The sequence below is a fragment of the Pseudostreptobacillus sp. genome (assembly GCF_977040545.1).
Window position 1 is genome coordinate 1 of sequence record NZ_CDRRBS010000049.1, and the last position, 8,322, is coordinate 8,322.

The window sequence follows — 8,322 nt, forward strand, 5'->3', positions numbered from 1 at the left end:
AAACTTGTATTTCATAACCTTCTCTTCTCATATTTTCTAATAGAATAGATAATTGTAATTCTCCTCTACCTTTAACAAGAAATACATCAGGAGAATCTGTAGTTTCTAATTTCATACTTACATTATGATTTACCTCGTGCGTTAATCTTTCAAGTATATTTCTAGAAGTTATGTATTTCCCATCTTTACCAGCAAATGGTGAGTCATTAACTATAAAGTTCATAGATAATGTAGGTTCATCTATATCTATTAAAGGAAGAGGTTTAATATTATCTTTATCTGATATCGTTTCACCTATATCTACTCCTTCAATCCCAGCAATAGTTACTATTTGTCCTGCAACAGCACTTTCTAATTCAACTCTTTTCAATCCTTCATATCCATATATTCTACTTATTTTAGATTTAACTTGACTGGCATCTCTTTTAACTAAAACTATTTCTTGATTTTTTTCTATTGATCCGTTATATATTCTTCCTGTAGCTAACTTTCCTACATATTCATCATACTCTATATTAGTTACAAGCATTTGTAATGATTCATTTATATCCCCTTCAGGTTCAGGTACATTTTTTACAATTAAATCAAATAACGGTTTCATATTATCACTTTCATCTGTTAAATGTAATTTTGCTATACCATTTTTAGCTGAGGCATATACTACTGGAAAATCAAGTTGTACATCATTTGCTCCAAGTTCTACAAATAAATCAAAAACAAGATTAACTACATTTTCTGGATCTGAATTTGGTCTATCAATCTTATTTACTACAACTATTGGATTTAATCCATGTTCTAAAGCTTGTTTTAAAACATATTTAGTTTGTGGCATCACACCTTCAAACGCATCTACTAATAAAAGTACAGAATCAACCATTTTTAATATTCTTTGTACCTCACCACCAAAATCAGCATGTCCTGGTGTATCAACAATGTTTATCTTATACCCTTCATAATTTATAGAAGCATTTTTAGAAAATATTGTTATTCCTCTTTCACGTTCTATATCATTGCTATCCATAACTCTTTCTTGTAATTTCTCATGACTTGAAAAAGTTCCTGATTGTCTTAGTAGTGCATCTACTAATGTTGTTTTACCATGATCTACATGGGCAATTATTGCTATATTTTTTATTTTCATTTAATCAAACCTTCCTTTAATTATATATTGTATTATATCATTTAAGTGTATATTTGTATAGTTAAAAACATTTATACTTTTCAAATTAATATATAACTTATTTTTTCAAACTTGAAGTAGATAAAAATCTAAATTTTTTCTTGTATTTTATATTATCACACCAACAATATTATATATCATATAATATTATTTGTCAAGTAGCAATATGGAAATATTATAAATAAAGGTCGTCAATATATTTATAACTGATATATAATAACAAAAAATTTACTAGTACATTTTTTTGTGATAATATAAAGGCTTATATAGATAAGGTTAGCTCAGAATAAAACAAAAAAACTTTTAATTATTCTATAATAATCATATTTTTATATTAAAAAAAAGAGGAAAACCCCTTTAAAAACATGTTCTTTATTTAAGGGAGTTAAACCTCTTTTTTTATTTATATTTAAAACTTACTATTATAATATTCAAAAATATATTCTATACTTTTTAAGATTAATGTTTGTGGTTGTGACAAGAACATCCACAAGTTTTATCTGAATTCTTAAAGTCTATAACCATTCTTCCTTGAATAGTTCCCTCTTCCATTTCTTTAAATATTAATGGAGCATCTTCAACACATCTCTTTTGAACTACTGGTACAACTAAACCTTGAGCTCCAAAGTCAAATGCTTCTTTTAAGTCTTCTCTTGTTCCAACAAGTGAACCTATTATTTCTATACCATCTAATACTGTTTTAACTATTGATACATCCATTGTTTCTGAAGGTAATCCAACAGCAACAACTTTTCCTGCAGCTCTAGCTGAATCAATAGCTTGATTGAACGCAACTTTTGAAACTGCTGTAACTACTGATATATGAGCTCCACCATTAGATAATTCTTTAATTTTAGCTACTGGATCTTCTTTTTTACCGTTTATAACGTAATCTGCTCCAACTTCTTTAGCTAATTCTAATTTTTCATCATTTATATCTACCGCGATTACATGAGCATTGAATACTTTTTTAGCATATTGAACAGCTAAATTTCCAAGTCCTCCTGCACCCCATATAACAACCCATTGTCCTGGTTTAGGTTGACCTACTTTTATAGCTTTATATGTTGTAACTCCTGCACAAGTTATACTACTTGCTTGAGCTGGATCTAATCCTTCTGGTACTTTAACTGCATAATCAGCTGTAACTATACATTCTTCAGCCATTCCACCATCTGCTGTATATCCTGCATTTAAAACACTTCTACATAATGTTTCGTTTCCTGTTACACAGTACTCACATCTTCCACAACCTTCAAAGAACCAAGCTATACTAACTCTATCTCCAACTTTAAGTGAAGTAACACCTTCAGCAACTTCTTTAACAACTCCGATTCCTTCATGTCCTAAAACTGTTCCTGGTTTTTTACCAAAATCTCCATGAGCAACGTGTAAATCTGTATGACATACACCACAGAATTCTACATCAACTAATGCTTCTCCAGCTTTTAATGGTCTTAATGTTTTTTCTACAACTTCAATACCAGTTGAATCTTGATTAACTACTACTGCTTTCATTTTTATACCTCCAAAAAATTCTTATATATTAATAATAGCACATAATACTAAATAAGTAAATAATTTTTTCACATTTTCAGTCTTATTTTTTTTATTATCTTAAAAAACCATTTATTAATGCGCAATAAATCACATATATTTTTTTTATTATTTTTCAGTATTAACGATATTTTTGACATTATTTAACAATAACACTGATTCTAAAAAATTATAGTACAATATTTCAACTCGAATATATAAAAAGGAAATTGTATAATTTCACAATTTCCTTAAACTAATTCAAAATATTTTTCTCTCATTTTATATAAAAATACTGCAACAGCAACAGAGACATTTAACGATTCAATATCACCATATATAGGAATTATAGCTTTTTGATCTAATTGATTTAGTATTTCTTTAGAAATACCATTACCCTCATGTCCGAATACATATGCATTATTATTTTTATTTAGTACTACTTTACTATAATCTATACTATCTTCTTGTAATGCTGTTCCAATAATATTATACTCTTTTTCTTTTAAAAATTTTAATATATTTTCTCTATCAGAATATATAACATTCACTTTAAATATACCTCCCATTGTAGCTCTAACTACTTTAGGTGAATATACATCAACACTAGACTTTGTCAATAATAAGTTTATAAATTTAGTAGCTATCATAGTCCGTATTATTGTCCCAATATTACCCGGATCTTGAACATCATCTAAAACTACAACATCCCCTTTTATTTCATCTAATCTTTTAGCATTTTTAGAATAAATCAATAATATACCTTGGCTTGTTTCTTGTGTGCTTATTTGTTCAAATAAATTTTCAGCCAAAACTAACACATTATCATATTTTGAAATATTATACTTATCTTCAAAATATTTATATTTTGATTCATTAATTATAATCTTAGAAAAATGTATATTTTCTTTTAAAAATTTTTCACCTTCTGCAAGAAAAACATTATTTTGATCTCTATATTTCTTATCTTTTAATTTTTTTAAAAATTTATATTGCTTATTATCACGACTTACAATATATTCTGCCATTATCCCATTACCCCTAATTTTTGTCCACCTAATATATGATAATGTAAATGATAAACCGTTTGTCCACCGTTATCATTTATATTAGTTACAACTCTGTAGCCATCTTCACTAAGTCCTAAATTTTTTGCAATCTTTGAAATAGCTAATTGTAATTTACCCAAAATTATCAAGTCTTCTTCAGTAACTGCATCCAGATTTTTTATTTCTTTTTTAGGGATAACTAAAACATGCACTTTAACAACAGGTGCAATATCTTCAAAAGCAATCACATCATCATCTTCATAAATTATTTTAGCAGGTATTTCTTTATCTATTATTTTTTTAAAAACTGTTGACATTAAAATATACCTCCACAACTTTCAATCTTATCTACTCTGTTTTGATGTCTACCACCTTCAAATTTAGATTCTAAATACGCATCAAAAGAACTTTTAGCTACCTCAATTCCTAAAACTCTTGCACCAAAAACTATAACATTGGCATTATTGTGTTGTTTTGAAAGTCTTGCAGTAACTTCATTATGAACTAAAGCAGCACGAATACCTTCAACTTTATTAGCAGCTATAGATATTCCTATTCCTGTTCCACATATTAATACTCCAAAATCAGCTTCATTATCTAAAACTTTTTTACAAGTTGCCTTAGCTATATCAGGATAATCTACAGAATCTAAAGTGTCTACCCCTATATTTATTACCTCAATTCCTTTACTTTCAATATATTCTTTTAATTGATTTTTAAATTCTACTCCAGCATGATCATTTCCAATTACTATTTTCATATCTCCTCCAATTTTTATAATAAATATATACATATATATTAGCATATTTTTTTTTAATTTGATAGATTTTATAGAAAATTAAATGTAAAAAAAAAAGAGAAAAGTTTTAAACAACATCATACATGTTTTCATTTAATTCTTTTCTCTATATTTTTAATTTCTAACTATTAATAATACCTAGAAAACTATTTTTCTAATTTATCACTAACTTTAATTTTACCATCTTTAATATCTTGTTTAATTTGAGCAATTTTATCTAAGTTTTCTTTACCTATTATATCTTTAGTATATTTAAATTCTGTAGTATCTAATCCATCTTCAGCAAGACCTATATATTTTACTCCAGCTTCAAATTTTCCATCTTTTAAGTCTTTGATTATATCATAAACTCCATTATCTACTCTCTTAAGCATAGAAGTTAAAACTTTTCCTTGAACTATATCATCTTGATCAGAGTCAACACCTATAGCATAGAATCCTTTTTCTTCAGCAGCTTTAAATAATCCTGAACCTGAACCACCAGCAGCATGCATTATTACATCTGCACCTTTAGAATTTAAACTTTCAGCTAATTGTTTTGCAGCAACTGGGTCATTCCAAGGATTTGAACCATTAATATATGAAATTAATACATCAATATTAGGGTTAATATATTTTGCACCTTGTTTAAATCCTGTTGCAAATCTAGCAATAACTGGTGCATCAGTACCACCTATAAATCCAACTTTATTTGTTTTAGACATCAAAGCAGCTAATGCTCCTGTTAAGAATGTTCCTTCTTGTTCTTTATATGAAACTGATAATACATTAGGTAATCCTTCTATTGCATCATCTATTAAAACAAATTTTTGATTAGGATATTCTTTAGCAACTGAAGTTAATGGATCAACTGAAGTAAATCCTATAGTCATTATTAAATCATATGTTCCATCTTGAGCATATTCAGCTAATTGATTTCTTATTTCTACTGAAGCATCCTTAGGTTCATATTCTGCTACTTCAACTCCAAATTCTTTCATAGCTCTTTGTAATCCTGCATAAGCTGAATCATTGAATGATTTATCTCCTTTACCTCCAACAGAATAAACCATCGCAACTTTTAATTTTCCTTCTGTATTTTCTGCAGCAGGTTCTTCTGTTTTAGAACTACCACAAGAAACTAGAAAGAAAAATCCAAATAAAACTGTTAAAATTGAAAATACCTTTTTCATTTCTTCCTCCAAATTTTTTTGATAATATAGTATACCATATTTTTACCAAAAAATAAATTTTTTAAAATTTATTTTTCAAAACTATAACCAACATTTATCAAATATTTGTATAATCCATTTGAAAATATAGTTCTAAACGATGTATTTAATCTATGCTTTTTATTAAACTCTATATCACCACCAACACCGAGAATATAGTCTAATTTATTATGATTTATAGTTGTTATATAATTACCATTTTTAAATTTTAATAAAAAATTATCATCAAAATTTATTTTTTTATCTATACCACCTAAAATATGAAAATTATATAAAGTATCACCTTTATTTTCAATTCCTATTTTCAATCTACCACCAACTATAAATTTACTTTTAGATTTTATTTCTATGTTTGTTTCATTAAATTTTAAATTATCATTAATTACAAAAGAATATAATCCTCGAATATCTGGTTCAATATATATTAAACTACCTAGTTCCTTTTTTAATTTTAAACTTGCACCACCTAATATATAATTGTTATTTCTATCTTTTGATATTTTTTCAAAATTATATTCACTTAATAAATATAGATTAATTCCACTTTCTAAATTTTTGGCATTAGCTTCAACACCTATACTAAATCCATGAAATAATGTATTATTTTTTTTAATATTATATGATGTATAAGCTCCCATTTCAAATATATTACTATCTAATTTTTTGATGTTATCTATACCCAAATTTATATTATTGTATAATTCATTATCAACATATTCAAAATCATTACTTATTTTAAATTTAAAATTTTCTTCTTCATATTCTCCTTCGATTTCTTCTAAAAATAATTCACCAGAATTAACCTTCTTACCAAGCATATATTCCTTATCTAACTTGAGATTAATATTATCTAATTTTGCTGATATTGATGAAGAATAATTTTTCATTGCAGCTTTTTTATCTATATTTAAATTTTCATAAATAAGATATTTATTACTAGATGTATAAGATATACTTGATATTAAAATTATTAAAAAACTTTTTTTCATTTTCCCCTCCTCATCTTGGCCAATATATTCCACCAATTTTTAAATATCCATTTTTAGTCTTTATTTCCCCCTTAGTCTTGTATTTACAATATTTAATTTCATTATTTTGATTTCCTCCTAAACATAAAAAACAACGACCATCATCCGTTATATCCGTTATAAAAGTTACGTGTCCAAAACTTGTTCTTTCTCCATTTTTATTATATCTACTTAGTATAAGTATAGCACCGTATTTTGCCTTATCTATTTTTTTTAAAATATTTCTTAAATTTTGTGAGGAAGGAGTCGTAAAATTAATTCTCCCTACTTTTCTTAGAATCCAACAAGTAAATGAAGCACACCACGGAGTCAAATAAGTTGCATCTATTCCACCTCCTATTTTATGATATTCTATAATTTTTTTGTTTAAACCTCCATTTCTAGTGTATTCTTTTTGTCCTCTATATTTCAAATATTCAGACTCTAAAATAACCATCCATGGACAATCATTTTTATCAATATGTTTACTTTGAATATAATCACTTGCATCTATATTTTTAGCATTTGCTATATATTCATTTACTAAATCTGTTGCTTGAAGATTATTCCCATATTTTTTATATAAACTATACCCTTTGCTTGATTTTTTATCCCTTAAAAAATATTCTTTAATAACATCGAAAATATCATTCATTTCATATATTTTCTTATCATTAGAATCATATATTGGTAAATTAAAATTAGTATTTTTTTCATCTAATTTAGGTTTTAAAATTGATTTCATTTTAATTGCACTAGAAATTACAGCAGGAATAATTAATTTACTATTCACATCATAAAAAGAGGATATTTCTAAATTTAAATTTTTTTTAAAATCTTCCATATCAGTATACGGAGCCATTTTTTCAACGTTTTTATTTTCTTTTTTATGTTTGACATTAACGTTAGAATTATATGTACTTGTAGAAAATTTTTGTGATAAAGTTATTACTCCACCGTAAACACAAAAATTAGTAGAATTTTCACTTAAACTTTTAACACCAGATATCATTACATTCGTATCACTATTCCAATCACCAACAATATTAGGAATACATTGTTTGCAAACAGAACATGAACTAAATGGTTTAATCTTTTTATCTTTTATAGAAACTAGTTTTTCTCCACTTATTAAGCTTTTTGAAGTAAGTCCTATAAAATTTGAAAAACCAACACCAAAGCTACAATATACTTTGGCACTATCCGTAACAACTTTACTTAAAATATTTTTTTTTATATTTTCTTGTGTATATATAGGTTTTAAAAAAAAGGATATATTTGATAAATTTTTAATTTTAAAAAAATTTTTCATTGATTCAACATTAGGGAATATAGACTTAATCAATTTAGAATCCTTACTTTTTGTATCTCTTTTAACGTATTCTTTATAATCCTTATTAATTTGCGTTGAAATATATTTAAGACTTTCTTCCCTATACTCAATTTTATTTTTCAAAATCGTATATATTAAATTAACTAAACTAATTTCTTTACCCATATTTGTATATGTTTTATAATCTTCTTTTTTTAGTCCTTCCTT

The 8,322-nt window shown here is 26.0% G+C and carries 8 protein-coding genes; all 8 read right to left on the bottom strand.

What is annotated here, in order from left to right; translation table 11 throughout:
- Window positions 1-1,141: GTP-binding protein (locus tag ACWYO2_RS03575; protein ID WP_455515128.1), on the bottom strand; the 1,141-nt coding region annotated here is incomplete at its 3' end.
- Window positions 1,142-1,639: 498 nt separating this feature from the next.
- The gene (gene adhP, locus ACWYO2_RS03580) at window positions 1,640-2,698 is read right to left on the bottom strand and encodes an alcohol dehydrogenase AdhP (protein WP_455515129.1); all 1,059 of its coding nucleotides are present in this window, start codon (window positions 2,696-2,698) and stop codon (window positions 1,640-1,642) included.
- Between the two features lie 269 nt (window positions 2,699-2,967).
- On the bottom strand, window positions 2,968-3,744 hold the full coding sequence (locus ACWYO2_RS03585; protein WP_455515130.1) for a TrmH family RNA methyltransferase: 777 nt from the start codon (window positions 3,742-3,744) through the stop codon (window positions 2,968-2,970).
- Window positions 3,744-4,082 carry a histidine triad nucleotide-binding protein gene (locus ACWYO2_RS03590; RefSeq protein WP_455515131.1) on the bottom strand — a complete coding sequence of 113 codons (339 nt, stop codon included), beginning with the start codon at window positions 4,080-4,082 and terminating at the stop codon, window positions 3,744-3,746. The genes ACWYO2_RS03585 and ACWYO2_RS03590 overlap by 1 nt, the downstream gene beginning before the upstream one ends.
- Window positions 4,082-4,525, bottom strand: coding sequence for a ribose 5-phosphate isomerase B (gene rpiB / locus ACWYO2_RS03595; RefSeq protein WP_455515132.1), 444 nt, complete (start codon window positions 4,523-4,525; stop codon window positions 4,082-4,084). The genes ACWYO2_RS03590 and rpiB overlap by 1 nt, the downstream gene beginning before the upstream one ends.
- 185 nt (window positions 4,526-4,710) lie before the next feature.
- A complete protein-coding gene (locus ACWYO2_RS03600) occupies window positions 4,711-5,736 on the bottom strand; it encodes a BMP family lipoprotein (protein ID WP_455515133.1) in 1,026 nt (341 codons plus the stop codon).
- Between the two features lie 68 nt (window positions 5,737-5,804).
- On the bottom strand, window positions 5,805-6,764 hold the full coding sequence (locus ACWYO2_RS03605) for a hypothetical protein (RefSeq protein ID WP_455515134.1): 960 nt from the start codon (window positions 6,762-6,764) through the stop codon (window positions 5,805-5,807).
- A gap of 10 nt (window positions 6,765-6,774) precedes the next feature.
- A partial coding sequence (locus ACWYO2_RS03610) for a PAAR-like protein (protein WP_455515135.1) occupies window positions 6,775-8,322 on the bottom strand: 1,548 nt, incomplete at its 5' end.